At 74.1% G+C, this 25,910-nt stretch carries 22 protein-coding genes; 10 read left to right on the plus strand and 12 right to left on the minus strand.

Translation table 11 applies throughout. The features are described 5' to 3' along the window. Positions 1–42 precede the first annotated feature (42 nt). The 3 genes from Q8W71_RS09160 to cpaB all read right to left on the minus strand — a co-directional run bounded on the left by Q8W71_RS09160 (position 43) and on the right by cpaB (position 3,329). A complete protein-coding gene (locus tag Q8W71_RS09160; RefSeq protein ID WP_305525034.1) occupies positions 43–819 on the minus strand; it encodes a CpaD family pilus assembly protein in 777 nt (258 codons plus the stop codon). 72 nt (positions 820–891) lie between these two features. Next, the gene (locus Q8W71_RS09165) at positions 892–2,493 is read right to left on the minus strand and encodes a type II and III secretion system protein family protein (RefSeq protein WP_305525035.1); all 1,602 of its coding nucleotides are present in this window, start codon (positions 2,491–2,493) and stop codon (positions 892–894) included. Between the two features lie 5 nt (positions 2,494–2,498). Then, complete coding sequence (cpaB, locus tag Q8W71_RS09170) at positions 2,499–3,329, minus strand: Flp pilus assembly protein CpaB (RefSeq protein ID WP_305525036.1); 831 nt, start codon at positions 3,327–3,329, stop codon at positions 2,499–2,501. Positions 3,330–3,582: 253 nt separating this feature from the next. On the opposite strand from cpaB, the gene Q8W71_RS09175 reads away from it, so the two are divergent. After that, positions 3,583–4,854: an ABC transporter substrate-binding protein gene (locus Q8W71_RS09175; protein ID WP_305525037.1), complete on the plus strand. Its 1,272-nt coding sequence runs from the start codon at positions 3,583–3,585 to the stop codon at positions 4,852–4,854. A gap of 60 nt (positions 4,855–4,914) precedes the next feature. Here the strand turns inward: Q8W71_RS09175 and Q8W71_RS09180 are convergent, their stop codons facing one another. The 3 genes from Q8W71_RS09180 to Q8W71_RS09190 all read right to left on the minus strand — a co-directional run bounded on the left by Q8W71_RS09180 (position 4,915) and on the right by Q8W71_RS09190 (position 8,997). Further along, entirely contained in the window at positions 4,915–6,585 is a 1,671-nt protein-coding gene (locus Q8W71_RS09180; protein ID WP_305525038.1) for a methyl-accepting chemotaxis protein, read from the minus strand. A 242-nt stretch (positions 6,586–6,827) separates the two neighbouring features. Then, complete coding sequence (locus Q8W71_RS09185; protein WP_305525039.1) at positions 6,828–7,991, minus strand: iron-containing alcohol dehydrogenase; 1,164 nt, start codon at positions 7,989–7,991, stop codon at positions 6,828–6,830. Positions 7,992–8,079: 88 nt separating this feature from the next. After that, positions 8,080–8,997, minus strand: a complete 918-nt coding sequence (locus Q8W71_RS09190) for a LysR family transcriptional regulator (RefSeq protein WP_305525040.1) — start codon at positions 8,995–8,997, stop codon at positions 8,080–8,082. 126 nt (positions 8,998–9,123) lie between these two features. Here Q8W71_RS09190 and Q8W71_RS09195 point away from each other — a divergent pair, with 126 nt between their 5' ends. The 7 genes from Q8W71_RS09195 (at position 9,124) to Q8W71_RS09225 (ending at position 17,161) form a co-directional block, all read left to right on the plus strand. Further along, entirely contained in the window at positions 9,124–10,620 is a 1,497-nt protein-coding gene (locus Q8W71_RS09195; protein WP_305525041.1) for a CoA-acylating methylmalonate-semialdehyde dehydrogenase, read from the plus strand. 213 nt (positions 10,621–10,833) lie between these two features. Beyond that, positions 10,834–11,976, plus strand: a complete 1,143-nt coding sequence (locus Q8W71_RS09200) for an acyl-CoA dehydrogenase family protein (protein ID WP_305525042.1) — start codon at positions 10,834–10,836, stop codon at positions 11,974–11,976. Continuing rightward, positions 11,976–13,037, plus strand: coding sequence for an enoyl-CoA hydratase/isomerase family protein (locus tag Q8W71_RS09205; protein WP_305525043.1), 1,062 nt, complete (start codon positions 11,976–11,978; stop codon positions 13,035–13,037). The genes Q8W71_RS09200 and Q8W71_RS09205 overlap by 1 nt, the downstream gene beginning before the upstream one ends. 203 nt (positions 13,038–13,240) lie before the next feature. Beyond that, positions 13,241–14,131 carry a 3-hydroxyisobutyrate dehydrogenase gene (gene mmsB / locus Q8W71_RS09210; protein ID WP_305525044.1) on the plus strand — a complete coding sequence of 297 codons (891 nt, stop codon included), beginning with the start codon at positions 13,241–13,243 and terminating at the stop codon, positions 14,129–14,131. Between the two features lie 4 nt (positions 14,132–14,135). Beyond that, positions 14,136–14,912, plus strand: a complete 777-nt coding sequence (locus tag Q8W71_RS09215) for an enoyl-CoA hydratase (protein ID WP_305525045.1) — start codon at positions 14,136–14,138, stop codon at positions 14,910–14,912. 10 nt (positions 14,913–14,922) lie between these two features. Beyond that, positions 14,923–15,354, plus strand: coding sequence for a hypothetical protein (locus Q8W71_RS09220; RefSeq protein WP_305525046.1), 432 nt, complete (start codon positions 14,923–14,925; stop codon positions 15,352–15,354). A 64-nt stretch (positions 15,355–15,418) separates the two neighbouring features. Continuing rightward, a complete protein-coding gene (locus tag Q8W71_RS09225; protein ID WP_305525047.1) occupies positions 15,419–17,161 on the plus strand; it encodes an AMP-binding protein in 1,743 nt (580 codons plus the stop codon). Between the two features lie 6 nt (positions 17,162–17,167). On the opposite strand, the gene Q8W71_RS09230 is transcribed toward Q8W71_RS09225, so the two are convergent. The 3 genes from Q8W71_RS09230 to Q8W71_RS09240 form a co-directional block, all read right to left on the minus strand. Further along, a complete protein-coding gene (locus Q8W71_RS09230; protein WP_305525048.1) occupies positions 17,168–18,325 on the minus strand; it encodes a helix-turn-helix transcriptional regulator in 1,158 nt (385 codons plus the stop codon). Between the two features lie 103 nt (positions 18,326–18,428). After that, entirely contained in the window at positions 18,429–21,122 is a 2,694-nt protein-coding gene (locus tag Q8W71_RS09235; protein WP_305525049.1) for a molybdopterin-dependent oxidoreductase, read from the minus strand. Between the two features lie 30 nt (positions 21,123–21,152). After that, on the minus strand, positions 21,153–21,986 hold the full coding sequence (locus Q8W71_RS09240) for an FAD binding domain-containing protein (RefSeq protein ID WP_305525050.1): 834 nt from the start codon (positions 21,984–21,986) through the stop codon (positions 21,153–21,155). 466 nt (positions 21,987–22,452) lie between these two features. On the opposite strand from Q8W71_RS09240, the gene Q8W71_RS09245 reads away from it, so the two are divergent. Then, positions 22,453–22,710 (plus strand): hypothetical protein, encoded by a 258-nt coding sequence (locus Q8W71_RS09245; protein ID WP_305525051.1) that lies wholly within the window; start codon positions 22,453–22,455, stop codon positions 22,708–22,710. Between the two features lie 193 nt (positions 22,711–22,903). After that, entirely contained in the window at positions 22,904–23,551 is a 648-nt protein-coding gene (locus Q8W71_RS09250) for a transglutaminase-like cysteine peptidase (protein ID WP_305525052.1), read from the plus strand. 564 nt (positions 23,552–24,115) lie between these two features. Here Q8W71_RS09250 and Q8W71_RS09255 read toward each other — a convergent pair. The 3 genes from Q8W71_RS09255 to Q8W71_RS09265 form a co-directional block, all read right to left on the minus strand. Further along, on the minus strand, positions 24,116–24,607 hold the full coding sequence (locus Q8W71_RS09255) for a hypothetical protein (protein ID WP_305525053.1): 492 nt from the start codon (positions 24,605–24,607) through the stop codon (positions 24,116–24,118). A gap of 84 nt (positions 24,608–24,691) precedes the next feature. Next, positions 24,692–25,471, minus strand: coding sequence for a CDP-diacylglycerol diphosphatase (locus Q8W71_RS09260; protein ID WP_305525054.1), 780 nt, complete (start codon positions 25,469–25,471; stop codon positions 24,692–24,694). Between the two features lie 184 nt (positions 25,472–25,655). Beyond that, entirely contained in the window at positions 25,656–25,898 is a 243-nt protein-coding gene (locus Q8W71_RS09265) for a hypothetical protein (protein WP_305525055.1), read from the minus strand. Positions 25,899–25,910: the final 12 nt, after the last annotated feature.

The raw sequence follows: 25,910 nt of genomic DNA on the forward strand, positions 1-25,910 counted from the left end.
GGGCGCGGGGGGCCGGGGCGGGACCCGGCGGGCGGGAGGATTCTAGTTTGCGACCTGCGACTTGACGCTCGTCTGCCCATCCTGCCGCCACGTCGTTGACGGATCCTTGCCGTCGCGCAGCGCGCCGATGTCCCGGATGCGCCGGACGGTGTCGATCCGGCCCTCGGTCCGGCCGCGCACGAGGTCGACGGGGTCGGCGACCTGGGCGGCGACGTTCGCCTGCATGGCGCAGCCGAAGTTCCAGTACGGCCGGTTGCTGAAGTCGCTGGCGAAGTTGCTGACCCCGAGGTCCTGGGGCCACAGCCCGCAGCCGTCGACCTTGGCCTGCATCCGCTGGAAGCTCAGGCGGATCGGCGCGGCGAGGCCCGGGGCCGCGACGGCGTAGGCGCTCGGCGCGATCGTGCCCGGGGGCAGGCCGTCCTCGGCGCCGCGCCGGGCGAGCAGGGCGGCGGTGCGCTCGGCCGCCGCGGCCTGGGCGGGGGGCAGGCCGCGCGGCACCTCCATCAGCACCCCGCCGCGGCCGTAGCGGCGGTACTCCAGCATGAAGGCGTCGACCTCCGCCGCCTGGCGCGGGTCGAGATGGCCGGGGCCGGCGGGGAACACGTCGAGGCTGCGGGTGCCGTCGGCCAGCACGATCGGGTGGCGGGCGCGGTAATCCGCCGTGTCGATCGCGCCGGTGGCGGGCGGGTCGCCCTTGCAGGCGGCGGCCAGCCCGGCGACCGCGCAGGCGGCGAGCAGGCGCGGGATCGCCCGGGCGGCCGCGCGCGCCGTCGCGCGGGGCGGCGGGGGGGACGGGGCGGGCGGCGTGCGTCCGGTCATCTCGGTCCTCGGCGGCGGCGGGCCGCGCTGCGTGCGGGCGGCCGGCCGCGGGGCCGGCCGGATCGGGGGGCGCTACTCGACGATGAAGCCGACGCGGCCGCGGTAGCCCCCGGCGAGCGGCGCGGCGCCGACCCGGCCGTAGAGGCGGTTGATCTGGCCGAGCAGCACCGCCTGCCCGTCGTTCGTGTCGACGAAGTTGTCGTCCGGCCGGGCGACCTGCTTCGGCTCCATCGGCCGGGCGATGTAGGGGGTGCACATGATCATCAGCTCCGTCTCCTGGCGCTGGTAGTCGCGGGAGCGGAACAGGGCGCCGAGCACCGGCAGGTTGATCAGCCCGGGCAGGCCGGTGAGCGCCTGCTTGTTGACCTGCTGGATCAGGCCGGCGGTCATCATCACCGCGCCCGACGGCAACTCGACGGTCGTCTCGGAGCGGCGCACCCGGGTGCCGGGCACGGAGACCGAGCCGCCGTTGAGCACGTAGTTGAAGTTCTGCTGCGGATCGATCTCGGTCACGTCGGTGGCGACGCGGATCGAGATGCGGTTGTCGGCGAGCACCACGGGGGTGAACGACAGGGCCACGCCGTACTGCTTGAAGCCGATCCCGGGGATGCAGCCGCCGGCCGTGGTGCAGGCCGCCGATTGCGGCACCGGGTACTCGCCGCCGGCCAGGAACTTGGCCGCCTCGCCGGAGATCGCCGTGAGCGTCGGCTCGGCCAGGATGCGCGAGACGCCGGCCTGCTCCAGGGCCTTCAGGGTCGCCTGGAGGGAGAAGCCGCCGCCCCGGATCGAGGCCTGGAGCTGCCCGCTCGCGTTCGTGCCGCCGGTGATCGGGAAGCTCACCCCGTTGGTCAGCACGTTCGGGATCGCCGCAGGGACGTTGACGGCGTTTGCGGTCCCGCCGCCCAACAGCGTCTCGCCGAGAGCCCCGACCGGGTTCAGCGCCGACCAGTTGCCGTTCAGGCTGATGCCGAACTGCTTCAGGACGTTGCGCGAGATCTCCATCACGGTCACGCGCAGCATCACCTGGTCCTTGTTGCGGACCGTCAGGTTGTTGATCACCGCGCCGCGCGCGCCGCCGCCGACGCCCCCGGAGGGGCCGCCCCCGCCGCCCGCGGCCGCCCCGCCGCCGCCGCTGCCGAGGCCGACGAAGGCGTTGGCGATGTCGATGGCCTGCTGCGCCTCCGCCGAGGAGGCGACCGAGCCGGACAGGAGCACCGAGGCCCCCGAGGAGCGCACGTCGAAGCGGCCGCCCGGGATGCTCTGCCCGAGCAGGTCGCGCAGGGTCCTGAGGTTGAGGTCGCGCGCCACCGTCACGTCGAGGGCGGTGATCTGCCGCCCCTCCGCGTCCATGATGAAGATCGACGTCGCCCCGTCGGCCATGCCGATGACGAACACCTTGCGGGTCGAGCGCACCACCGCGTTGGCCACGGCGGGGTTGGCCACGAACACCTCCTTGGCGTCGCGGGGCAGGTCGACGATCACCGAGCGGCCGGCGGTCAGCTCGACCCGGCGGCTCGCCCCCGATTCTGCGGCGCCGATCGTCAGGACCGGGGCGGGCCCGAGCGTCCCGCGGTCCTGAAGGCTTCCCTGGGCGCGGGCCGGGGTGCCGAGGGCGCCGAGCAGGGCGAGGGCGCCGAGCAGCAGCGCGCGGGGGGCGGGACGGGTGTGGGGCATGGGGCTCACGGCGTCTGCTGGCGCGCGACGCCGAAGCGCACGATGGTGAGCGCCGGGTCGGGCGCCTGCACCTGCGCCTCCGGCGTCTCGGCCGGCGCGGTGGTGGTGGTGTCGACGGCGCGGCCCGAGTCGGCGAGGCTGCGCAGGGACAGGGAGAGGGAGCCGACCTTCTGGGCCAGCGTGATGGTCTCGGCCTGGGCCGGATTCAGCGCCAGCGTCGCGGTCTCGCCGGTGACGACGTTCGTGCCGTTCTTCTCTTGGATCAACTGGCCGACCGCGAGCACCCGCACGTCGGTCAGGATCGTCTGCGCGAGCTGCACGTCGCCCCCGGAGGCGCGCGAGGCGGCGTCGTCCCGGTAGGTGCGGATCACGTCCACCCGGTCGTTGGGCAGGATGAAGCCGCCGGCCGAGTTGGTGCCGCGGCTGTCGGTGACGATCGCCACCGCGCGCATCCCGGCGGGCAGGATCGCGGCCATGAAGCCGCTCTCGGGCCGCACCAGCTTCTGCGCCCGGATCGGCTCGCCTGCGAGGAAGGGCGCGCGCACCGTGGCGCCGACCGTCTCCTCCAGGGCCTTCGGGCTGTTGGTCCGGGTGACGAAGCCCGACGAGATCGCCGCGTTCGGCCAGGACTGCCAGCGCAGGTCGGCGGGCTGGAGCACCTGGCCCATCGGCGCGTCGGCGGCGGCCACCAGCACGTCGGTCATCGGGGCCGGCGGCGCCTCGACGACCCGGGCCGTGGGCGGGGGCGGCGGGGGCGGGTCGCCGCCCATCAGGAACGCGGCCCCGCAGCCCGCGACGAGGGCGATGCCGAGCACGGCGAGGCGGGCTGGTCTCATCGGGGGGCCGGGGCGGTGGGCGGGGCGCGGAGACGGGCGAGCGCCGTCGATGCCCCGACCTTGCCGGCGGATTCGTGTACTTATGGTTAAGCGAGTCTCACCGCCCCGCCCGGCGCGGCTTCCGGAAACGGGGCGATGGCGGCGGCGAACCGTCAGGCGGCCCCCCGCGCCGCCCTTCCGTTCCGGCCGCGCTTTGAATACCGTCTCCGCCGCACCCGCCCGAGAAGCGGGCGACGGACGACGGGGTGGAAGCATGACCAAGCGACACGGCGGCGCGATCCTCGCGGCCCTGCTGATGGGGACCGCGCTCGGGACGGGGCCGGCCGCGGCCCAGGGGACGGCTCAAGGGACAGGTCAGGGCGGGGCTTCGGGGACGGGCGCCTTCTCCGGCGGCGTGGTCCGCATCGGCATCCTCAACGACCAGTCCGGCCTCTACGCCGAGTTCGGCGGCGCCGGCTCGGTCGAGGCGGCGCGGATGGCGGTGGAGGATTTCGGCGGCAAGGTCGGCGGCGTGCCGATCGAGATCGTCACCGCCGACCACCAGAACAAGCCCGACATCGCCTCGGGGATCGCCCGGCAATGGTACGACCGCGACGGCGTCGACGCGATCATGGAGCTGACCACCTCCTCGGTCGCCCTCGCGGTCCAGGGCCTGTCGCTCGAGAAGAAGAAGATCACCATCACCACCGGCGCGGCCACCAGCGACCTCACCGGCAAGGCCTGCACGCCCTACGGCTACCACTGGGCCTACGACACCCGCGCGCTCGCGGTCGGCACCGGCGGCGCGCTCACCCGGGCGGGGGGCAAGACGTGGTTCTTCCTCACCGCCGACTACGCGTTCGGCACAGCGCTCGAGAACGACACCACCCGGGTGATCAAGGCCAACGGCGGCACGGTGGTGGGCTCGGTGCGCCACCCGCTCTCGACCCAGGACTTCTCCTCGTTCCTGCTCCAGGCGCAGGGGTCGAAGGCGCAGGTGATCGGGCTCGCCAATGCCGGCCTCGACACCTCGAACGCGATCAAGCAGGCCTCCGAGTACGGCATCGTCGACGGCGGCCAGAAGCTCGCCGCGCTGCTGTTCACCCTCTCCGAGGTGCACGGGCTCGGCATCAAGGCCGCGCAGGGCCTGACGCTGACCGAGGCGTGGTACTGGGACCTCAACGACGACACCCGGGCCTTCGGCCAGCGCTTCATGAAGCGCACCAACCGGATGCCGAACATGATCCAGACGGGCACCTACTCGGCGGTCCTGTCCTACCTCAAGGCGGTCAAGGCGGCGGGCACCGACGCGACCGATCCGGTCAACGACAAGCTGAAGGCGCTGCCCGTGGACGACGTGTTCACCCGCAACGGCCACGTGCAGCCGACCGGGCTCATGGTCCACGACATGTACCTGTTCGAGACCAAGAAGCCCGCCGAGTCGAAGGGGCCCTGGGACCTGTACCGTCTGGTCTCCACCATCCCCGGGACCGAGGCCTTCGCCACCGTCGCCGAGAGCGGCTGCCCGCTGACCGCCGGGAAGTAGGCGCGACCGCACCCGCCGCGCCGCCGGAACGGGCCGGGCGCGGCGGGTCCCGACGCGGCCTCAGGCCGCGCGGACGGTGGCGAGGAAGCGGTCCATCTCGCCGGAGAGATGCTCGGATTGGCGCGACAGCTCCGAGGCCGCCGAGAGAACCTGCCCCGCCGCCGCGCCCGTCTCCTCGGAGGCGTGCGCCACGCCGGTGATGTTGACGGTCACCTCGCCCGTGCCGGCCGCCGCCTGCGCCACGTTGCGCACGATCTCCTGCGTGGCCGCGCCCTGCTGCTCAACCGCCGCCGCGATGGAATTCGCCGCGTCGCTGATCCGGCGGATGCGCGCCGAGATCGCGTCGATGGCCGCCACCGTCTGATCGGTGACGCCCCGGATCTCGCCGATCTGTCCGGTGATCTCCTCCGTGGCGCGCGCCGTCTGGTTGGCCAGCTCCTTGACCTCGGCGGCGACGACCGCGAAGCCGCGCCCCGCCTCGCCCGCCCGCGCGGCCTCGATCGTCGCGTTGAGGGCCAGCAGGTTCGTCTGTCCGGCGATGGTCGAGATCAGCCCCACCATGTCGCCGATGCGCGTCGAGGTCGCCTTCAGGGCCTGGACGAACTGGGCGGTCTGATCGGCCTCGGCGACGGCGCTCCGCGCCAGCCCGGCCGAATCCTGCGCCTGCCGTCCGATCTCGTGGACGGAGCTCCCGAGCTGCGCCGCCGCGGCCGCCACGGTGCCGACATTCGACGCCGCCTCCTCGGCCGCGGCCGCGACCGCGGTGGACTGGGCGGCGGTCTCTGTGGCCGTGGCCGTCATCTGCTGCGCGGTGGCCTGCAACTCGGTGGCCGAGGCCGACACCTGCCCGACGATGCCGCTCACCGCCGCCTCGAAGCCGTCGGCCATCTGGCGCATGCCGGCCCGGCGCTGCTCCTCGGCGGAGGCGCGGGCGAGCGCCGTCTCCTCTTCCAGCCGGCGCGTGCGAACCAGGGTCTCCCGGGACGCCTCGACCGCGGCGGCGATGGCGCCGATCTCGTTGGTGCGGTCGGTGTGGGGAACCGGCGCCTCGGTCTCGCCCGCCGCGAGGCCGCGCATCCGCCCGATCAGCCGGCCGATCGGGCGCGTGACCCCCATCGCCACGTAGCCGATGCCGGCTAGGCTGCCGAGCAGGGCGAGGCCGCAGAGGAGGGCGGTCAGCCAGATCGCGCGATCGTAGGTCACGCCGGCCGCGGCCCGCGCCTGCTCGCCGCCCTGCACGTTCAGCGCCAGGTCGCGGTCGAGCGCCTCCAGGGCCCCGTCGAACACCTTGCGCGAGGCCGAGAACAGGTCGTTGATCTCGGTCTGATCGCCCACGCGCGCGGCCGCCGCGATCTTCTCCCGGTAGGCGCGGTACGCGCTCCACGTCTGCCGGAACGCGTCCCACAGGGCCCGCTCCTCCGGGCTCGCGATCAGCGCCTCGTAGCGGGCGGCGACCGCCTCGGCATCCTTGGTCCGGCGGGCGGACGTCTCGTCCAGGGCGCTCGCGGGTTCGAGGCCCGTCAGGTAGCGGGCGTCCACGAGGCGCAGGCGCGTGATCCTGTACTTGAGTTCGCCGAGTTCGCGCACGCTCGGCATCCAGTTCTCGGAGATGTCCAGCGCGTTCGCGTTGACGGTGCGCAGTTGCATCACCCCCATGACGCCCTGCGCCAGGATGCCGATCGCCAGGATCGCGATGATGCCGTTCAGGACACGTGACAGACGCAGGTTCATGCTTGATCCCCCCTCTTGCGCGCGAATGTCGGGAGATCCGGTAAAGGCGACGTGTATCTCTCGGCGTATTACCTGTCGTGGCCCTCTGAATTCGAGCAGAACCGCACTATGATTTGCATATCTATTTTACCTGCAACCACTGGATGCGTCGAGGAGCCGAGGCCGGCCTGACGGCCCCGTGCCTCGGCAATCCTGCGCCTCGGCGATCCCGGCCTGCGGGAGACCGGTCCGCACGGCCGGGATCACCCCGCCCACACCCGCCGGTACAGCGCCTCGATCTCGGCGGCGCCCGGCACCAGCGGGTTGTTGCCCGGCGAGCCGGAGGCCAGCGCCTGGGCAGCCATGGTCGGGATCAGCGCCTCCCAGCGGGCGGCGTCGAGGCCGTAGTCGCGGGGGCTCGGCACGTCGAGGTCGTCGTTCAGGGCCTCCAGCTCCCGCACCAGGGCGGCGGCCGCCGCGCGGTCGTCCTCGCCGTCGCGGGCCACCCCCATCGCCCGGGCGCAGGCGGCGTAGCGCCCGGTCGCCGCCGGGGTCGAGAACGCGGTCACCGCCGGCAGCAGCATCGCGTTCGACAGCCCGTGCGCCACGTGGAAATGCGCGCCGATCGGCCGGCTCATGCCGTGGACCAGGGCGACCGACGCGTTCGAGAAGGCGATGCCGGCCTGGGTGGCGCCGAGCATCATCGCCTCGCGCGCCGCCCGGTCGCCCGGGTCGGTCCAGACCCGCCGGAGGTTCGGGGCGATGAGCTTCATCGCCTGGAGCGCGAGACCGTCGGAGAACAGGTTGGAGCGGCGCGAGACGTAGGCCTCGATCGCGTGGGTCAGGGCGTCGATGCCGGTGTCGGCGGTCAGCCGCTTCGGCTTCGTCAGCGTCAGCTCGTAATCGACCAGCGCGGCGACCGGCAGGTAGGCCAGCCCGATGCAGAGCATCTTCTCGTCGGTCGCCGCGTCGGTGACGATGGTGAAGCGGGTGGCCTCGGAGCCGGTGCCGGCGGTGGTCGGGATCGCCACGATCGGCAGGCCCGGCGCGTCCTGGTTGTGGGGCGCCTTGTAGCGCTGCATCGGGCCGCCGTGGGCGGCGAGCACCGCCACCGCCTTGGCGGTGTCCATCGGGCTGCCGCCGCCGAAGCCGACGACGCAGTCGTGCTGCCCCGCCCTCAGCGCCGCCAGCGCCGCGTCGACCGAGGCGACGGTCGGGTCCGGCACCGTGTCGGAGAAGACCTCGGCCGTGATCCCCGCCGCGGCGAGCCGCTCGGCCAGGCCCGCCGCCTGCCCGGTGCCCGCGAGGTAGGGATCGGTGACGATGAAGGGCCGAGACAGGCCGAGCTGCCCCAGAACCTCCGGCAGCAGCCGGGAGGCCCCGGCGCCGACGCGCATCAGCCGCGGCAAGGCGATCGAGGCGACCATGTCCGTTTCCCTCCCACCGGCGCCCGCGATTCCGGGGCGGCCCGCCCGACTCCATACGGCCCGTTCGATCCGGGGGAAACCGCGGATGCTACGTCGGCGGCCCGGCGAAGAGCGGGCCCGCGGCCTCGACCTCGGCGGCGATGAAGGCCGCCACCGCGCGGATGTGGGCGGCCTTCCGGTGGTCCTCGTGGACGTGCATGTGGAAGGAGCGGGTCAGCGACACCGCCTCCGGCAGGACCGGCCGGAGCCCCGGCTCCCCGGCGGCGATGAAGGCCGGCAGGATGCACAGGCCCGCCCCCGCCCGCGTCGCGTGGACCTGGGCCAGCAGGTTGGTGGAGCGCAGCCGCGCCGAGACCTCGGGCCCGATCGCCCCGAGGTAGTTCAGCTCGCGGGCGAACAGCATGTCCTCGATGTAGCCGACGAAGGGATGCGCCCGCAGGTCCTCCGGCACCCGGATCGGCGGTGCGCCCGCGAGGTAGGCCGCGGCGGCGTAGACCGACAGCCGGTAGTCGGTGAGCCGCCGCGTCACCACCCGGGCCTGCTGCGCGGCCGAGAGGCTGACCACGATGTCGGCCTCCCGCTTCGACAGGCTGAAGATCCGGGCGGTGGCCAGGATCTCGACCTCCAGCCCCGGGTGGCGCCCGGTGAGCCGATGCATCCGGGGCGCCAGGAAGACGCTGCCGAACCCGTCCGGCGCGCCGATCCGCACGGTGCCCGAGACCGCGCGGCCCGCCTCGTCGCCGGCCGCGTGCGCGGCGAGGAAGGCGCTCTCCATCGCCTCCGCCGTGGCGAGCAGCCCCTCGCCGGCCTCGGTCAGCGCGTAGCCGAGGTTGCTCCGGTGGAACAGGCGGGCGCTCAGGCCCTCCTCCAGCGCCCGGATCCGGCGGCCGACCGTGGTGTGCTCGGTGCCGACCCGGGCCGCGGCCGCGCTGAGCGTGCCGGTGCGCGCCACCGCCAGGAAGAAGCGCAGGTCGTCCCAGCTCCGGCCCGGTCCGCGCGCGCTCATGACGAGATCCTGACGAAACCCCCGCGCTGTGCATCGATGCACGGCGGTCGTGAGCCGGTCCAGCTTTATCGTTCAGCCGATCCCGCTTAGGGTCCGCGCAAAATCGGTGACATCAGGGAGGCGCGCATGCGCGAGATCGGGCACTTCATCGGCGGCCGCGCGGTCGGCGGCGAGAGCGGGCGGCACGCCGACGTGTTCCACCCCTCGACCGGCGAGGTCCAGGCGCGGGTGGCGCTGGCGAGCCGCGCGGAGATGCGCGCGGCGGTGGAGAACGCCAAGGCGGCGCAGCCGGCCTGGGCCGCCCAGAACCCCCAGAAGCGCGCCCGGGTGATGATGCGCTTCCTGGAGCTGATCCGCGGCGAGACGCAGGCTCTGGCGGAGCTGCTGGCCTCCGAGCACGGCAAGACTGTGCCCGACGCCAAGGGCGACATCCAGCGCGGCGTCGAGGTGGTCGAGTTCGCCTGCGGCATCCCGCACCTGCTCAAGGGCGAGTACACCGAGGGCGCCGGCCCCGGCATCGACGTCTACTCCCTGCGCCAGCCGCTGGGCGTGGTGGCGGGCATCACCCCGTTCAACTTCCCGGCGATGATCCCGCTGTGGAAATGCGCGCCGGCCATCGCCTGCGGCAACGCCTTCATCCTCAAGCCGTCCGAGCGCGACCCGAGCGTGCCGATCCGCATCGCCGAGCTGTTCCTGGAGGCGGGGCTGCCGGCCGGGATCCTCAACGTCGTCAACGGCGACAAGGAGGCGGTGGACGCGATCCTCGACGACGAGGACATCCGGGCGGTGGGCTTCGTCGGCTCGTCCTCGATCGCCGAGTACATCTACGTGCGCTCGGCGCAGACGGGCAAGCGCGCCCAGTGCTTCGGCGGCGCCAAGAACCACATGATCATCATGCCCGACGCCAACATGGACCAGGCAGTCGACGCGCTGATCGGCGCCGGCTACGGCTCGGCCGGCGAGCGCTGCATGGCGATCTCGGTGGCCGTGCCGGTCGGCGAGGCCACGGCCGACCGGCTGATGGAGCGGCTGGTCCCCCGGGTCGAGTCCCTCAAGATCGGCCCGTCGCACGACGAGGGCGCCGATTACGGGCCGCTGGTCACCGCCGAGGCGGTGGAGCGGGTGCGCGGCTACATCGACACCGGCGTGCGCGAGGGCGCGCATCTGGCCGTCGACGGCCGCGGCTTCAAGCTCCAGGGCTACGAGAACGGCTTCTACATGGGCGGGTCGCTGTTCGACCGCGTCACGGCGGACATGACGATCTACAAGGAAGAGATCTTCGGCCCCGTGCTCTCGGTGGTGCGGGCGCGTGACTACGAGGAGGCGCTGGCGCTGCCCTCCACCCACCAGTACGGCAACGGCGTGGCGATCTTCACCCAGGACGGCGACGCGGCGCGGGACTTCACCGCCCGGGTCAACGTCGGCATGGTCGGCGTCAACGTGCCGATCCCGGTGCCGATCGCCTACCACACCTTCGGCGGCTGGAAGCGCTCGGGCCTCGGCGACCTGAACCAGCACGGGCCGGACTCGATCCGCTTCTACACCAAGACCAAGACGGTGACGCAGCGCTGGCCGTCGGGCATCAAGAGCGGGGCGGAGTTCTCGATTCCCACGATGCGCTGACAGCGCATAGTCCCTCCCCCCTCTGCGGGGGAGGGTGGCCCGGCCGTGAGGCCGGGTCGGGAGAGGGGAGGGCGGCGTCAGGATGGCGTGCTCGGCCAATGCCGTCCGCCCCGTCCGGCACCGTCGCTCCCCTCTCCCGACCCCCTTCGGGGGCCACCCTCTCCCGCGGAGGGGAGAGGGAAGGGCGGCAAGGCAGCGGCACGCGAGGTAGCCATGCGCTTCGGGCTCGACGAGGACCAGACCGCCATCGCCGAGATGGCCGCGGGCTTTGCGGCCGAGCACATCGCGCCGCACGCCCTGGCGTGGGATGAGCAGAAAAAATTTCCCGTCGACGCCCTGCGCGCCGCCGCGGCGCTCGGCATGGCCGGCATCTACGTCCGCGAGGATCACGGCGGCTCCGGGCTGTCGCGCCTCGACGCGGCGCTGATCTTCGAGGCGCTGAGCGGCGGCTGCCCGACGACCGCGGCGTTCCTGTCGATCCACAACATGTGCGCCTGGATGATCGACGCCTACGGCGACGACGCCCAGCGCGGCCGCTGGCTGCCCGCCATGATGACCATGGAGGCGATCGGCAGCTACTGCCTCACCGAGCCGGGCTCCGGCTCGGACGCGGCGGCTCTGCGCACCCGCGCCGAGCGGGACGGCGACCAGTACGTGCTGACCGGCGAGAAGCAGTTCATCTCGGGCGCCGGCGCCAGCGACGTGTACGTCTGCATGGTCCGCACCGGGGAGGGCGGCCCGCGCGGCATCTCGGCGGTGGTGGTCGAGCGGGACACCCCCGGCCTCTCGTTCGGGGCCGAGGAGCGCAAGATGGGCTGGAACGCCCAGCCGACCCGGGCCGTGCGGTTCGACGGCTGCCGCGTGCCGGTGGCCAACCGCCTCGGCGCCGAGGGGGACGGCTTCAAGATCGCGATGAGCGGCCTCGACGGCGGGCGGCTCAACATCGCCGCCTGCTCGCTCGGCGGAGCGCAGGCCGCCCTCGACAAGGCGCTCGCCTACATGGGCGACCGCCGCGCCTTCGGGGCGAAGCTCACCGATTTCCAGGCGCTGCAGTTTCGCCTCGCCGACATGGCCACCAGCCTGGAGGCGTCGCGCGTCTTCCTGCACCACGCCGCCCGCGCCCTCGACGCCAAGGCGCCCGAGGCGCCGCGGCTCTGCGCCATGGCCAAGCGCCACGTCACCGACGCCGCCTTCGCGGTGGCCAACGACGCGCTGCAACTGCACGGCGGCTACGGCTACCTCGCCGAGTACGGGATCGAGAAGATCGTGCGCGACCTGCGCGTGCATCAGATCCTCGAAGGGACCAACGAGATCATGCGCGTCATCATCGCCCGCTCGCTGATCGGGGGCCGCTGATGAGCGAAGTGATCGTCGCGCAGGACGGCACGCTCGGCCGCATCCGCCTGAACCGGCCGAAGGCGCTCAACGCGCTCACCCACGGCATGGTCGGGGAGATCGACGCGGCGCTGGACCGCTTCTCCGCCGACAAGGCGGTCGCCGCGGTGCTGCTCACCGGCGAGGGCGAGCGCGGCCTGTGCGCGGGCGGCGACCTGCGCGGCCTCTACGAGAGCGTCGGCCCCGCCTTCGCCGAGGATTTCTGGCGCGACGAGTACCGGCTCGACGCACGCATAGCCAACTACGAGAAGCCGTTCGTCGCGGTGATGGACGGCATCACCATGGGCGGCGGCGTCGGCCTGTCGGGACACGCGGCCCACCGGATCGTCACCGAGCGCTCCCGGGTGGCGATGCCCGAGACCGGGATCGGCTACCTGCCGGATGTGGGCGGCACGTGGCTGCTGCCGCGGGCGCCCGGCGAGGTCGGCACCTATCTCGGCCTCACCGGCGCCCCGGTCGCCGCCGCCGACGCGATCTTTTGCGACTTGGCGGACAGCTTTGTCCCCGCGGATGCTCTCCCCGAGCTGGTCGCGGCGCTCTCGGGGCTCGCCCCCGATGCCGGGCGCGACGGCGTGCGCGAGGCCGTCGCCCACTTCGCGCGGGACCCCGGCCCCGCCCCGCTGGCCGCGTACCAGGAAACAATCGACCGCTGCTTCGCCTTCGACATGGTCGACGAGATTCTTTCCGCCCTCGACGCCGAGGGCTCCGCGTTCGCGGCGGACACGAAGACGACGCTGCTGGAGAAATCGCCGTCGAGCCTCGTGCTGACGCTCTGCCTGCTGCGGCTCGGGCGAGGCGCGCCGAACCTGGAGGCCTGCCTGGAGCGCGAGTTCCACGCCTCCCTGGCGCTGCTGGAGGAGGGCGATTTCCGCGAGGGCATCCGCGCCGCGGTGATCGACAAGGACAAGGCCCCGCGCTGGAACCCGGCGCGCCTCGACGCGGTCGAGCCGGCCCGGATCGCCGGCTGGCTGAAGCCGCGGGCGGCGCCGGTGTTCACGGGCGCGCGCACGGGACCGATCTGACGAGACGCCGCGCGTCCCACCCGCGCCCTCATCCTGAGGTGCCCGCGCGAGCGGGCCTCGAAGGAGGGCTCCAGGGATCGCGCGGCCGGCTGGAGGCCTCCTTCGAGGCCTGCGCTGCGCTCCGACACCTCAGGATGAGGTTCGGGGTGGGAGAGACGACGGCGGACCGGGCGCATCGGCCCGGCCACAGGGGAGGAAGCGGGATGGCTGGAACCATCGGGTTCATCGGGCTCGGCAACATGGGCGGGCCGATGGCGGCCAACCTCGTGAAGGCGGGCTACACGGTGCGCGGCTTCGACCTCGCGCCGGCCTCGCTGGAGACGGCGCGGGGGGAGGGCGTCGCGATCGCCGCCTCGGCGCTGGAGGCGGCCGCGGGCGCGGAGACGGTCATCACCATGCTGCCGGCCGGCCGCCACGTGGTCGAGGTCTGGACGCAGCTCGCCGAGGCCGTTCCGGACGGCACGCTCCTGATCGATTCCTCCACCGTCGACGTCGAGAGCGCCCGCAAGTCGCACGCGCTCGCCCGGGGGCGCGGCTGCCTGTCGGTCGACGCCCCCGTCTCCGGCGGCACCGGCGGCGCGCGCGGCGCGACGCTGACCTTCATGGCCGGCGGCTCGGACGAGGCCTTCGCCCGGGCCGAGCCCATCCTGAAGCGGATGGGCAAGAACGTCTTCCACTGCGGCGCGGACGGGGCCGGTCAGGCGGCCAAGATCTGCAACAACATGATCCTCGGCATCTCGATGATCGGGGTGTCTGAGGCCTTCGCGCTGGGCGAGAAGCTCGGGCTGTCGCACCAGGCGCTCTACGACGTGGCCTCGGTCTCCTCCGGCCAGTGCTGGTCGCTCACCTCCTACTGCCCGGTGCCCGGCCCGGTGCCGACCTCGCCGGCCAACAACGGCTACAAGCCCGGCTTCGCCGCGGCGCTGATGCTGAAGGACCTGCGGCTCGCCCAGGCCGCCGCGCTCGCGTCCGGGGCCGCGACGCCGCTCGGCGCCGAGGCCGCGCAGGTCTACGGCCTGTTCGACGGGCTCGGCCACGGCGACGAGGACTTTTCCGCGATCATCCGTATGCTGCGCGGCGCGAAGGGAGCCTGACGCGATGGCCGAGTACGAGACGATCCTGACCGAGACGCGCGGGCGCGTCCTGCTCGTCACCCTCAACCGGCCGAAGGCGCTCAACGCCATCAACGGGCAGCTCACCCGCGAACTGATCGACGCGGTGACCCGGGCCGATTCCGATTCGGAGGTCGGCTGCATCGTGATCACCGGCTCGGAGCGGGCCTTCGCGGCCGGCGCCGACATCAAGGAGATGCAGCACCTCACCTATGCCGAGGTCTACGGTGCCGACCGGTTCTCCGACTGGGAGCGCTTCACCGCGGTGCGCACCCCGATGATCGCGGCGGTGGCCGGCTACGCGCTCGGCGGCGGCTGCGAGCTGGCGATGATGTGCGACTTCATCCTGGCCGCCGACACGGCGCAGTTCGGCCAGCCGGAGATCAAGCTCGGGGTGATGCCGGGCATGGGCGGCAGCCAGCGGCTCGCCCGCTTCGTCGGCAAGGCGAAGGCGATGGAGATGTGCCTCACCGGCCGGATGATGGACGCGGCCGAGGCCGAGCGCTGCGGGCTGGCCTCCCGGATCGTCCCCGCCGCCCGGCTGGTGGAGGACGCGCTGAAGACCGCCGAGACCATCGCCGGCATGTCCAAGCCCGGCGCGATGATGACCAAGGAGGCGGTCAACCGCGCCTACGAGACGACGCTCGCCGAGGGCCTGCGCTTCGAGCGGCGCGTGTTCCACGCGATGTTCGCGACGGACGACCAGACGGAGGGCATGGCCGCCTTCGTGGAGAAGCGCCCGCCCCGGTTCACCCACGGCTGAGGAGCCGCCGATGCCCGCCGCCGCCCGCCGCGAAGCGTTCGAGATGGCTTTTCCGCGCGCACTCGTGGCTCAGAAGGCGCGCGGGCGCGAGGAGACGGTCAACGAGCATCTCGTGAAGCTGCTCGCCTTCGACGTGCCCGAGGCGACGCGGGCGGTGTGGCGCAAGGAACTCGCCCGGCATTTCCGTTTCCTCGCGGCCCTGCGGGTGAAGCCGGGGGCCAGCCGGATCCCCGCCCGCGACTGGTGGACGTGGCTCTACGCCGACCCGTTCGAGGACAACGAGGCGGGCTACACCGCCGGCCTGATCGCCCTGAACGCCGACGATTTCGCGCGCAACGGCCGCGGCGTCGACGCGGTGGCCGACCGGATCCGCGCGTTTCACGCCGCCATGATCCTCCGCCTGGAGGCGGGGGAGGCGGGTGAGGATTTGATTCCGTTCTGATACGAGCTCCGCGCTGCGGGGCGTTTCCCGCCGGCGCCAGAGAGCGAGACTGGGGAGAACGCCGATGCCGAGCTTCCGGGAGGCCCGCGAGTTCCTGCTGGCCCGCCGCACCGACTACGCGGAGGCGGTGGCGGGCTTCTCCTGGCCCGATCCGGTGCCGTTCAACTGGGCGCTGGATTGGTTCGACGCCGGGCTCGCGGCCGAGCGCCCCGACCAGACCGCCCTGCGGATCGTCGAGGCGGGCACCGGCGCCGAAGTGAGCTTCTCCTTCGCGGAGCTGAGCCGGCGCTCGAACCAGGTCGCCAACCACCTGGCCGGCCTCGGCCTGAAGCGCGGCGACCACCTGCTCCTGCTGCTCGGCAACGTGCCGGCCCTGTGGGAGACCTTCCTCGCCGCGATGAAGCTCGGCGTGGTGGTGATCCCGGCGACCACCCTGCTCACCGGGGAAGAACTGGCCGACCGGCTGGAGCGCGGGCGCCCGCGGGCGATCGTCGCCGGGCCCGAGCAGCTCCCGCGCTTCTCCGGGCTCGACACCGGCGGCCTGATCCGCCTCGTCACCGGGGCAGGCGCAAAGGCAGAGGACAAGGGCTGGGGTGCCTACGACGCGGCCTTCGCGGCACCTGAGACCTTCGCCCCGGACGCGCCGACCGGGGCCGACGACCCGCTGATCCTGTACTTCACCTCGGGCACCACGGCGAAGCCGAAGCTGGTGCGCCACAGCCACCGCTCCTACCCGGTGGGCGCCCTCTCGACCATGTACTGGCTCGGCCTCCAGCCCGGCGACGTGCACTGCAACGTCTCCTCCCCGGGCTGGGCCAAGCACGCGTGGTCCTCGTTCTTCGCCCCCTGGAACGCGGGCGCGACCATCCTGGTGATCAACCAGGCGCCGTTCAGTGCGTCCGCCCTGCTGGCGCAACTGGAGCGCACCGGCGCGACCACGCTGTGCGCGCCGCCGACCGTGTGGCGCATGGTCATCCAGGAGGAGCTGGGGGGCCGCGCCCTCAAGCTGCGCGAGGTCTGCGCGGCGGGCGAGCCGCTGAACCCGGAGGTGATCGAGCGGGTCAAGGCCGCCTGGGGGCTGACGATCCGCGACGGCTACGGCCAGACCGAGACCACGGCGCTGATGGCCAACACCCCCGGCCAGCCGGTGACCCCGGGCTCCCTCGGGCGGCCGCTGCCGGGCTACCGGGTGCGGGTGCTCGACGCGGACGGCGCGCCGGCGAGCGAGGGCGAGGTCTGCCTCGAACTCGGCGCCCACCGCCCCGCCGGGCTGATGCAGGGCTACGACGACGGCAACGGCCGCCTCTCGGGGGCCGAGGGCGACCTGTACCGCACCGGCGACGTCGCCTTCGTCGACGGCGAGGGCCGCTACACCTTCGTCGGCCGGGCCGACGACGTGTTCAAGTCCTCGGGCTACCGGATCAGCCCGTTCGAGCTGGAGAGCGTGCTGATCGAGCACCCGGCGGTCGCCGAGGCCGCGGTGGTGCCGGTGCCCGACACCCTGCGCTACCTGATCCCGAAGGCCTACGTGCTGCTCACCGCCGCGGCCGAGCCCGGCCCCGCCACCGCCCTCGACATCTTCCGCTTCACCAACGCCCGGCTCGCCGGGTTCAAGCGCCTGCGCGGCCTCGAATTCGTGAGCGAGCTGCCGAAGACCATCTCGGGCAAGATCCGGCGGGTGCAGCTCCGCCGCCTGGAGCACGACGGCGTCACCGACGACCCCTATCGCGGCCGGGCCTTCACCCAGTCGGACTTCCCGGAGCTGAAGACCGACGCCGAGCGCAAGCCCGACCAGACGGCGGGCTGAGGGGCCTCACCGCTCGGCGGCGAGCCGGATCAGCAGCGCGACCAGCTCGGATTGCCGCGCGACGCCGAGCTTGCCGAACACCCGCTTGAGATGGGTGCGGGCGGTCTCGTGGGCGATGCCGAGCTCGTCGGCCACGGCGCGCAGCGGGCGCGAGCCGTCCATCGCCAGCGCCAGCCGGATCTCGGCCGGCGACAGGCCGCTGCGGGCGAGGCGGCCGGCCAGGTCGGGGCCGCCGCGGGGGCGGATCACCACCAGCGCCAGCGCGCCCGCGGCGAGCAGCGCCGCCGGGCTCCGGGTCCGGAGCATGTCCGGGCTGAGGCCGAGCACCGTGAGCGCGTGGCGCGCGTCCGGCCCGCGCGGCGCGAGGCCGTCGCGGGCCGGCCCCGGGGCGCCGCAGGCCGCCCGCACGCCCTCGGCGAAGTCCTGCGCGAGGCCGGGATCGGCGAACCGGACGGCGTCGCCGGCACCGACGCGGAAGACGCCGTCGGCGATCAGGATCTCGGCCGCGGCGTTCGCCTCCACGAGGCCGCCGTCGCGGGTGACGATCAGGGCCGGGTCGGACAGGGCCGCCAGCACCGGGGTGGCCTGGCTCCGCCACGCCGCCGCGGCGCCGGTTCGGCCGATGTCGAGGGCGCGGCGCATGCGCGGCGCCAGGGCGTCCAGCACCCGCGCCGCGCCCGCGTTGACCCGCGCGGCGTGGCGGCCGTCGTAGCTGAGGGTGATCGCGCCGAGCCGGCCGCCCCGGTCGATCAGCTTCGTGCCGGTCGAGGCGTCGGCCTCGCCGATGTGGCGCAGCCACTCCTGGTAGAACGGGCTCGCCCGGAACGCGGACGGCGCCAGTTCCGCGTCGGAGAACACCGTGGTCAGGGCGGGCGCCCGGAGCAGCACCGGCACCCAGGGGTTGATCGCCCCGTAATGCGCCGCGTAGTCGGACAGGATCCACCCGTCCCAGCCCGAGGCCAGCATCGGCGCGGCGCGGCCCAGGGCCGGGTCGATGACCTGGAACAGGACCCGCGTCCCCGGCAACACCCGCGCCATCTCGTCGAGGACCGCCTGCCAGCGGCCGAGGTCGAACGCCGCCTCGTCCACCAGCGTGCCGAGGCCCGCGAGCGCGTCGCGGGAGACCGTGTCCGAAACCGACCTGTGCGGGGTGCCGGCGTGCATGGCCCATCGTCCGCCCGCGCGGTCCCGCCGCGCCCTGGCCTCAACGAGAAGTAATTACCCCGCCGCGTATACGAAATTCATCCGCCGGACGCCGCGGGGACGGCTAAGGTCGGGCGCCTGTGTCTGCCCGGACACAGTCTTCGGCCCGGCCGGGGGGCGCGGCACCGGCCGCCGCCGCCCCGACCTGCCGGTAGATCCGGTCCGGGGCGAACGGCGTCGCGGTGAGCCGCGCGCCGGTGGCGTCGCGGATCGCGTTGGCCAGCGCCGGCGCCACCGGGTTGAACGGCGACTCGCTCATCGACTTGGCCCCGAGCGGCCCGACGCTGTCGGTCGTGTCGGCGAACAGCACCGCGGTGGCCGGCACGTCGGCCAGCGCGGGCACGTGGTAGTCCCGGAACACGCGGGTGACGACGCGGCCGTCCGCGTCGAGGCGCAACGCTTCGTAGAGCGCGGCGCCCAGCGCCTGCGCGATCCCGCCCTCGATCTGGCCGCGGCACTGCATCGGGTTGACCACCACCCCGGCATCGGCGGCGTGCACGCTCCGGAGGATCCGCACCGCGCCGGTGCCGGGATGCACCGCCACCCGGAACGCCTGGACGTTGAAGGCGACCGAGCGGGGCGAGCCGTCGGCCCGGCCCTCGGCCTCGACGACCGCACCGGGCGCCGCCCCGGGGAGCCGGGCGGCGAGCGCGGTCGCCGCCCGCAGCACCGCCTGCCCGGCCACCACCGTGCCGGTGGAGCCGTAGGCGCCGGTGTCGTGCGCGACCGCGTCGGTGTCGCCCTGGACGAGGCGGATCCGGTCGGGGCCCGTGCCCAGCGCCTGCGCGGCGATCTGCGCGTGGACGGTGCTGGTGCCGTTGCCGAACTCGGCGGTGCCGACCCGCAGGGTGAACGTCCCGTCCGCCTCGCGCGCGATGCGGGCGTGGGCGTGGTGGCCGCGCGGGGGCACCGTGTCGATCATCGCCGCCGCCATCCCCTGCCCGACGCGCCAGCCCGGGGGCGGCGCGGCGCCGGGCTCGGCCAGCGCCGCCTCGGCCCGGTCGAGGCACTGGTCGAGGCCGTAGCTGCCGAACGTCACGTCGTGCGGCTCCAGGCTGGTGGAGACCATCGCGTCCCCCGGCCGGACCGCGTTGAGCCGGCGCATGGCGAACGGGTCGATGCCGAGCCGGCGGCCGAGCTCGTCGAGGGCGGATTCCACCGCGAAGATCGTCTGGCTGAGGCCGTAGCCGCGGAACGCCCCGGCCGGCAGGGTGTGGGTGTAGACCGCGTAGCCGTCGACCCGCTTGTTCGGGCAGCGGTACAGGGCGATGCACTCGTTGCAGCCGTGGTGCAGCACCCCGCCCGCGTGGTTGCCGTAGGCGCCGGTGTCCGAGACCACGTGGAGCTGCATCGCCGTCAGCCGGCCGTCGCGGGCCGCGCCGAGCTTCACCCGCACCCGCATCGGGTGGCGGGTGGTGGTGGCGGTGAACTGCTCCTCGCGGGTCATCTCGTAGCGCACCGGCCGGCCGGTCCTCAGCACGGCGAGCGCCACGAGATCCTCGACCAGCATCTCCTGCTTGCCGCCGAAGCCGCCGCCGACCCGGGCCGTGAGCACCCGCACGCTCTCCCGCGGCCGGTCGAACAGGGCGCAGAGCGCGTCGCGGGTCAGGAACGGCACCTGCGTCGAGGTGCGGATGACGAGCCGGCCGTCCGGGTCGAGCCAGCCGAGCGCCCCGTGCGTCTCCAGCGCCGCGTGCTGCACCCGGGCGGTGGTGAAGGTCTCCTCGTAGACCGCGGCGGCCGCGCCGAACCCGGCCTCCACGTCGCCGATCAGACCGTGCGCCTCGGCCGCGAGGTTCGGGTGGGGGAGGAGCGGCGGCGCGTCCTCCCCCGGCCGGTCGGCGCCGTCGTGGACCAGCGGCGCGCCGGGCGCCATCGCCGCCACCGGGTCGAGCACCGCCGGGCGGACCGCGTAGGTCACGGCGATCAGCCGGCACCCGGCCTCGGCCGCCGCCGCGCTCGTGGCCACCACCGCCGCGACCCGCTGGCCGACGAACCGGACCACGTCGTCGAGGATCCGGGTGTCGGCGGCGTCGTCCGCCGGGTTCTCGTGGCGGGCGGTGGAGAAGCGCCGCGCCGGGGCGTCGGCGTGGGTCAGCACCGCGACGACGCCGGGCAGGGCGAGCGCCGCCGCCGCGTCGATCGCCGCGATCCGCGCGTGGGCGTGGGGCGCGCGCAGCACCGCGAGGTGCAGGGCGTCGGGCATCGCGAGGTCGAAGGTGTAGGCGGCCCGGCCCGTCACCACCGCCGGCCCGGCCGGCGCCGGCAGACTCCGCCCGAACGGGTCGGGGCCCGGGGCCTCGGCGTGCGCGCACCCGTCGAGGGCGTCGCGGATCGCCCGGTAGCCGGTGCAGCGGCAGAGATTGCCCTTCAGCGCCGCGCCGGGATCGGCCCGCTGCCCCTGGTCGAGGGCGGCCGCCGTCATGATCATCCCGGCCGTGCAGAACCCGCACTGGAAGCCCTGCGCCGCCAGGAATCTTTTTTGGACCGGATGCAGGTGCTCCGGGATCGGATCGCCCGGACGGCAGGGGCCGGCCAGCCCCTCGATCGTCGTCACCGCCCGGCCCTCGGCGCGGAAGGCCGGCACGAGGCAGGCGTGGACCGGCTCGCCGTCGAGGTGCACCGTGCAGGCGCCGCAATCGCCCGCGTCGCAGCCGCGCTTGACCCCGAACCAGCCGAGTTCGCGCAGCAGCGTGCGCAGGCACTGGCCCGGCCGCGCGGGCGCCTCCTGGGCGTGGCCGTTGACGACGAGCCTCATGTGACGACGACCCTCATGTGACGACGACCCTCATGCCCCGCCCTCCGCCAGTTCGGCCCGGATCTCCTCGGCGAGCAGGCCGGTGACGTGGGCGCGCCAGTCGGGGGCGCCGTGCACGTCGTCGTACCAGTCCGCCGCCGCGATCGTCTCCGCCAGCGCCGCGCGCAGGGCCTCCGGCCCGGGCATCGCGGCGAAGGCGAGGTGCACCGGCCGGCGCACGGCGGCGGTGACGGTCAACGCGAAGCCCTCGGGGCCGCGCGTGCCGGCGAGCAGCGCGCCGGAGCGGCCCTCCGGGCTCAGGGCGATCCGCCGCAGCGCCGCGCGCCGCCGCAGGGCCGCCGCCGGCACGTCGATCCGGCGCAGCACCTCGCCGGGCCCGAGCGCCGTCCGGCGGGGGCCGAGGACGAAGTCGCGGGCCGGCAGGCGGCGCTCGCCGCCGTCGGGGGTCCAGATCAGGCAATCGGCGTCCAGCGCGCAGGCGAGCGCGGCCATCGGCCCGGCCGGCAGCGCGAGGCACAGGTTGCCGCCCACGGTCGCCGCGTTCCAGACCTTGAACGAGCCGACCAGCGCCCGGCAGCAACCGGGGATCAGCGGCGCCGCGGCCCAGTCCGCGGGCGGCTCCAGCCGCGCGAGCCGGGCGAGCGTGCAGGTCGCGGCGATCTCCAGCCCGGCCTCGGAGGGGCGCAGCGGCTCCCAGCCGAGGGCGCCGAGATCGACGAGGCGGCGCAGGTCCGGCTGCGGCTCGGAGAACAGCCACGTCCCGCCGGCGAGCCACGCGTCCCCGTCCCGCCCCCCGTCCCGCCCCCCGGCGAGGTCGCCGCGCCCGGCCGGCCTCAGGACGGCCTCGATGGTGTTGAGATCCATGCGTCCGGTGTCCGGGTGATTTCGGGCGAAATTCGAGCAGGCGGCGTGGCGGTTTATTGCGAGAGGCCCCGTCATTCCGGGACTGCGCAGCAGGGCCCGGACCCGAAGGGGCACGCCGGAGGCGGGCAATCCAGAACCGCCCCGGCGTGCCGGGCATGGCGCAAGTCTCGGGGCGCGAGACTCGGCGCGCAAGACCCGGCATGCAAAGACTCGGCGCGCAAGACTCGGCACTGTCGGCGGTTCTGGATTGCCCGCCTGTCGGCGTGCCCCTTCGGGTCCGGGCTCGTCTGCGGCGCCCCGGAATGACGGACTGCGTGGGAGAGAGGGGGTTGCATCTCTCACAGGTTGCGGGTCGTGAACCCGAGTTCGGAGCCCTGATCCCCATGCCTCGGTCGCCTTGTCGATGACTCGGGAAAGGTCGTCCACCTTGCCGACACGGCCATCGACCGGTCGGGAGGCGACTCGGATGGTGGACACGCCCGCACCCGTGAACCTCGATTTCGAGGAACAGCGCGCCCGCATCCGCCGCGCACTGGACGAGGCCGACAAGCTTGCTGCCGAGCGCCTGAAGCTGGGCGCCGAGCGGGACAAGCTCGCGGCCGAAGCGCTCAAGCTCGAGCGCGACCGAATGCTCGCACCGTGGCAGATCGTGATGTCCAGCATGGCTGCGGGCGCCGCCCTGTTCGGGGCGGGCGCCGCCTTCATCAAGCTGCTGGGGTCCTGACCGTCAGGGTTTCCGATTCCTCTGCGCGACCGCGCGGATTTGCCGGCTTTCCGGAGCCTCGCGTTGGGACTGCCGCGGGACGAGTGCGGCCCGGGGCGCCGTGCCCCCCGAATCGATAAAATTGCGCGCATCCGCTTCAGCGCCGCGGAGGAGGCCCGGAGCGATCCTGTCCCAGGAAACGGGGACGGGTGCGATGGGCGCGGGTCTTCTCAGGGCGGTACGGGGCGCGGTGGTCGGGATCGCCGCGCTCGCGGGCCTGGCGGGCGCGGGCCTGGCGGGCGCGGCCCAGGCGCAGGTGCTGGCGAGCCTGCCGACGGAGGTCGGCGCCACGCCCCTCGGGCCCGCCAAGCCGCTCGCCGCGTGGGTGGCGTTCTGCCAGGGCTACGCCGCCGAGTGCGCGGTGGACCAAGCGGAGCCGGCGCGGATCACCCTCACGCAAGCGGTCTGGAACACGATCGTGGCGGTCAACCGCCGGGTCAACAAGACGATCCAGCCGATGACCGACATGGACCACCTGCACGTGGCCGACCGCTGGGATCTGGCCGAGGACGGCATCGGCGACTGCGAGGACTTCCAGCTCCTCAAGCGCCGCCTGCTCGCCGAGGCCGGCCTGCCGCGCCGGGCCATGCGCATGACCGTGGTCATCGACGAGAAGGGCGAGGGCCACGCCGTGCTGACCCTGATCACCGACCGCGGCGACCTCGTGCTCGACAACAAGACCGGCGCCGTCCTGCCCTGGCACCGCACCGGCTACGTGTTCGTCAAGCGCGAGAGCCAGGACGCCGTCGCCTGGGTCTCGCTGGGCGGCCTCACCTCGCCGGTGACCACCGCCAACCGCTGACGGTCAGACTGCTGGTCCCGAGGTTGATCGGATGCATCCCCTGGCCTCGACCTGAGAGGCCGCCGCGACGGCCTGAGCCGGTCCCGGTCGCGCTGCGGTCCGCACCCGGTGGCGGCAAATCCCACCAGCCCCCCTCATCCTGAGGCGCCGGAGCGAAGCGGAGGCCTCGAAGGAGCCCTCCAGCCACCCCTGCGATCCCTGGAACCCGCCTCCGAGGCCGCCGACGCGGCATCTCGGGATGAGACGCCGGGCAGGACGGCCCGATCCTGGTCCGCCGTGCCGTGGAAAGCGGCGCCCTGATCGGGACCGGACGCGCCGTCCGGCGCCGAGCCGCCTTGGACCGCCGCCTTGGACCGCCGCCTCGTCCGGCCGAACTGCACCGATCGATGCGCCCGCGCCATCTGCGCCCGCGAAGCGACGCGCCCCGGCGGCGGCGCGGTCTTCGATCGCGCGCTGCGCCGGACGGCGTCTCGGCCCGCACGCGCAGACGGCCGAAGCGATCGGGATCGCCTCGGCCGGAAGGGCTCATCGCGGATGGCTGCCGTCGCCGGGCCGCGGTCGGGATCAGCCGTCGCGGCCGAGGCCCAGGCCGCGGATGAGGTCGCCGATCGGGTCGATCCGGTTCGGGTCGCGGGCCGGCGCCGCCGCGGCAGACGGGGGCTCCGGGGGGGCGAGGGTGGCTTGGCGCTGGTGCGTCGTCCGCGCCGCGCTCCGCCGCTTCTGCGCCGCCGCGACCTTGCGCGCCCGCTCCGGCGCCGCCTCGGCCGGGCGCGCCGCGCCCTCGACCGGCAGCGCGCGGGGGGCCGGGAGCGCCGTCTCGGCGGGCATCGTCTCCGCGAGTGTCGTCTCCGCCAACGCCACCGGGCGCGGCGCGATCGTTGCCGCGGCGCTGCGCGCCGGCGGGTCGGTCCAGGCCGGGGCCGGGGCCTGCGCGACCACCGCCCGCGGCGCCCGGGCCGGGTGCTCGAAATGGGCCGGGTGCAGGATCTGCGCGGCGGCCACCAGCCCGAATACGGCGGCCGCTGTCGTGGCGAGCGTGGAGGCGTAGTGTTCCATGATTCCAGAACCGCCGGCCAAGCTTATTGTTCCGCTTGACCGCGCGCGAAACCTTGGCAGCTCGGGACAAGGGCGGCGGCGCCCTCAGCCGCTGCGGGGCGCGGCGAGGGTGCAGGTGTGGTCCATCACGTCCTCGGCGCTCGCCGCGGGGGCGCGGTAGGCGAGCAGGATGAGCCCCGGCTCGGGGTCGCCGGGCTGCGTCGGCACGGCCGCGAAGCTCGTCCGGCTCAGGTCCCGCCGCCCCGGCAGCCCGGTCAGCGCCGCGAACGGGTTGAAGTCCTCGACCGCCGCCGCCGGCACCCGCATCGCCAGGAACCGGTCGCCGGCGAGCGGCACCGGGAACGGGGCCCAGCGGGCGCGCACGCCGCGTCCGTGGCGTTCGAGCGCCGCGCGGACGCTCGGCCGCAGGCAGTCGAGGTGGATATGCAACTGGTCCTGGCTGCGGCCCCGGGCCGAGTTGACCGCGAGCCCCACCGCATCCGGCGGCAGCCGGCCCTTCAGCGGCTCGGTCACGAAGCGCCGGGCGTCGAGGGCGGCGCGCCAGTAGGCGGTCCCGTGCGGGCCGCGCAGCACCGGCGCTTCGAGGCCGGAGACGGTGACGGTCGGCATCACCACGGTGTGGGTCGGCTGGCCCGGGGCCCGCAGCACCGCCGAGCCGGGCCGCTCCCCGTCGCCGAGATCGACCGACAGGCAGGGAAACGTCTTGCCCGCCAGACGCTTGGCCAGCACGCAGGTCTTCAGCGCCGCCCAGAGCACGTCCCGGCTCGGGTCCGGCCCGGCCGCCGCCGGCACCGGCACGGCGAGGGCGGCCAGCAGCAGGGCGCGCGCGGGGGCGTGCGCGGGGGCGTGCGAACGGGAGCGCATGGGATCTCCGGCGCAGGGTCGGCAGAGGCAACGCGCCGCTGCGGCCGATGGCTGTATGGCCGAGCCGCCGCCGGCCCGCTACCCGGCGCCGATGGACATCCTGGCGCTCGCCGTCATGCCTCGGCCCTGACCTTCTCCGGCTACGTCGTGCTCCTCGGCTGGCGCTGAGGGCCGTCACCGCCCGTCAGCCGGCCCGGCTCGCGGGCGGCTGCCACGCGACGCCGGGGTGCTCGCGGATGTCGCCCGCGCGGCTGCCCGTGTCGGCGTCGCTGACCCAGTCGCTCGGCTCGTCGAGCGCCGCGATCTCCGCCTCCGGATAGGCGGCCGACAGGAACAGCCGGGCTTCGCCCTCGGCCTCCGCCCGCACGGTGACGAGCGGCCCCGGCCCCGCGGCGGTGCGCACCTGCGCGATGAACAGCTTCGTCATCCCATCCCTCCG

Source organism: Methylobacterium amylolyticum, from assembly GCF_030700245.1.
GTDB lineage: Bacteria > Pseudomonadota > Alphaproteobacteria > Rhizobiales > Beijerinckiaceae > Methylobacterium.

What these genes read in the sequence shown, in the direction of transcription:
- Q8W71_RS09225 (WP_305525047.1), top strand. Translation starts at nt 15,419, where the DNA reads ATGCCGAGCTTCCGGGAGGCCCGCGAGTTCCTGCTGGCCCGCCGCACC.
- Q8W71_RS09180 (WP_305525038.1), bottom strand. Translation starts at nt 6,585, where the DNA reads ATGAACCTGCGTCTGTCACGTGTCCTGAACGGCATCATCGCGATCCTG.
- Q8W71_RS09255 (WP_305525053.1), bottom strand. Translation starts at nt 24,607, where the DNA reads ATGGAACACTACGCCTCCACGCTCGCCACGACAGCGGCCGCCGTATTC.
- Q8W71_RS09190 (WP_305525040.1), bottom strand. Translation starts at nt 8,997, where the DNA reads ATGAGCGCGCGCGGACCGGGCCGGAGCTGGGACGACCTGCGCTTCTTC.
- Q8W71_RS09235 (WP_305525049.1), bottom strand. Translation starts at nt 21,122, where the DNA reads ATGAGGCTCGTCGTCAACGGCCACGCCCAGGAGGCGCCCGCGCGGCCG.
- cpaB (WP_305525036.1), bottom strand. Translation starts at nt 3,329, where the DNA reads ATGAGACCAGCCCGCCTCGCCGTGCTCGGCATCGCCCTCGTCGCGGGC.
- Q8W71_RS09205 (WP_305525043.1), top strand. Translation starts at nt 11,976, where the DNA reads ATGAGCGAAGTGATCGTCGCGCAGGACGGCACGCTCGGCCGCATCCGC.
- Q8W71_RS09175 (WP_305525037.1), top strand. Translation starts at nt 3,583, where the DNA reads ATGACCAAGCGACACGGCGGCGCGATCCTCGCGGCCCTGCTGATGGGG.
- Q8W71_RS09195 (WP_305525041.1), top strand. Translation starts at nt 9,124, where the DNA reads ATGCGCGAGATCGGGCACTTCATCGGCGGCCGCGCGGTCGGCGGCGAG.
- Q8W71_RS09165 (WP_305525035.1), bottom strand. Translation starts at nt 2,493, where the DNA reads ATGCCCCACACCCGTCCCGCCCCCCGCGCGCTGCTGCTCGGCGCCCTC.
- Q8W71_RS09260 (WP_305525054.1), bottom strand. Translation starts at nt 25,471, where the DNA reads ATGCGCTCCCGTTCGCACGCCCCCGCGCACGCCCCCGCGCGCGCCCTG.
- Q8W71_RS09200 (WP_305525042.1), top strand. Translation starts at nt 10,834, where the DNA reads ATGCGCTTCGGGCTCGACGAGGACCAGACCGCCATCGCCGAGATGGCC.
- Q8W71_RS09265 (WP_305525055.1), bottom strand. Translation starts at nt 25,898, where the DNA reads ATGACGAAGCTGTTCATCGCGCAGGTGCGCACCGCCGCGGGGCCGGGG.
- Q8W71_RS09160 (WP_305525034.1), bottom strand. Translation starts at nt 819, where the DNA reads ATGACCGGACGCACGCCGCCCGCCCCGTCCCCCCCGCCGCCCCGCGCG.
- Q8W71_RS09230 (WP_305525048.1), bottom strand. Translation starts at nt 18,325, where the DNA reads ATGCACGCCGGCACCCCGCACAGGTCGGTTTCGGACACGGTCTCCCGC.
- Q8W71_RS09240 (WP_305525050.1), bottom strand. Translation starts at nt 21,986, where the DNA reads ATGGATCTCAACACCATCGAGGCCGTCCTGAGGCCGGCCGGGCGCGGC.
- Q8W71_RS09215 (WP_305525045.1), top strand. Translation starts at nt 14,136, where the DNA reads ATGGCCGAGTACGAGACGATCCTGACCGAGACGCGCGGGCGCGTCCTG.
- Q8W71_RS09250 (WP_305525052.1), top strand. Translation starts at nt 22,904, where the DNA reads ATGGGCGCGGGTCTTCTCAGGGCGGTACGGGGCGCGGTGGTCGGGATC.
- Q8W71_RS09185 (WP_305525039.1), bottom strand. Translation starts at nt 7,991, where the DNA reads ATGGTCGCCTCGATCGCCTTGCCGCGGCTGATGCGCGTCGGCGCCGGG.
- mmsB (WP_305525044.1), top strand. Translation starts at nt 13,241, where the DNA reads ATGGCTGGAACCATCGGGTTCATCGGGCTCGGCAACATGGGCGGGCCG.
- Q8W71_RS09245 (WP_305525051.1), top strand. Translation starts at nt 22,453, where the DNA reads ATGGTGGACACGCCCGCACCCGTGAACCTCGATTTCGAGGAACAGCGC.
- Q8W71_RS09220 (WP_305525046.1), top strand. Translation starts at nt 14,923, where the DNA reads ATGCCCGCCGCCGCCCGCCGCGAAGCGTTCGAGATGGCTTTTCCGCGC.